Source organism: Pedobacter sp. UYP30 (genome assembly GCF_040547165.1).
Taxonomy (GTDB): domain Bacteria; phylum Bacteroidota; class Bacteroidia; order Sphingobacteriales; family Sphingobacteriaceae; genus Pedobacter.
This window is the reverse complement of the sequence record NZ_JBEPPD010000065.1, coordinates 1-1072: the sequence shown is the minus strand read 5'-3', so window position 1 is coordinate 1072 and position 1072 is coordinate 1. Positions and strand designations below refer to the sequence as shown.

Genomic DNA, 1072 nt, shown 5'->3' with positions numbered 1-1072 from the left:
AACGTTTTTCGGCTTGGCGATGTGGCGGATGCAGAAGCCGAAACTTTCTATAATCACTGAACTTCAAAGGAAGCAAAAATCTTCGATTTAGCACTAAACCCGCCATATTGCCAAACCGATGTTGGCTGTCAGGCTATTTTTCAATAAGCTTTATAAATTTTTCTATTGTCTTTTTGAGTTCGTCATTCTTTTCATATTCAAATTGAAGTTTGTCAAATTCTTCCATAATCTCATTCATTTCTTTTGAAGTATTTTTATGCTTTAGTCTATTCATAAAATTATCAGCAATCCAATATTCATCTTCTTTTAAGTTTTTGAGTTTCGTAAATAATAATTCGTCAATTTGAGTTTCATTGTCTTTGTAGACTAAATCAACTAGTCCAAAATCTATCGTTTCATTTGAATTTAATAATGCTTTTTTAAGTCTTTCTTTTTGTTCAGTATTAATGACATTTTTAAAGTCTTGATTTTTAGTTCTTGAATAATATGACATAAAGTTACTTTCTGGACTTAACTCAAAAGTTCCTTCCCATCTTGTTGTTTCATTTTCCGCACATTTAACAAGCCATTCAACAGTTTTATTTCTTTGTTTTACTGTGTCTGAAATTTTAAGAATTTGTTGAATTTCCGAAATTCTTTGTTTGTAAATTTCTATTTCTTCTTTGTTTAATGTCTTCGCACCATAATTTAGGGCGTGAGTATGAAACTTACCACTTTTTTTGTCCTTGTCTATGAATGAAATTACATAGGTGCTATCAAAATATCTGTCTGGTGAAGGACAAATCATATTTGGATTAAATTCAATTTCAATAGTGTCTTTACTGATTTTTCCTTGTAAATTTTCTAAAACTGCAATCCTCGCCACTCTTGAACCCCAATCATCTTTATCTTTTTTCTTTTCATAGGTGTTTACAACATAGCCAACAATTATATACTGACTTTCAGTTACAAGTTGTCTTAATGGTCTTGGCGAAATAGGATAAGCAAAAACATTACTTGTCAGTCCTAAAAATGTCAGTAAAAATATAATTGTATGTTTCATTGTGGTCGTTCTTTTAGCTTGCAGCCAACG

At 30.6% G+C, this 1072-nt stretch carries 1 protein-coding gene; it reads right to left on the bottom strand.

Annotation, left to right across the window (positions count from 1 at the left end; translation table 11 throughout):
- Window positions 1-133: 133 nt before the first annotated feature.
- Window positions 134-1072, bottom strand: a 939-nt coding sequence (locus ABIB40_RS20690) for a hypothetical protein (protein ID WP_354361856.1), incomplete at its 5' end; no start/stop codon positions are given.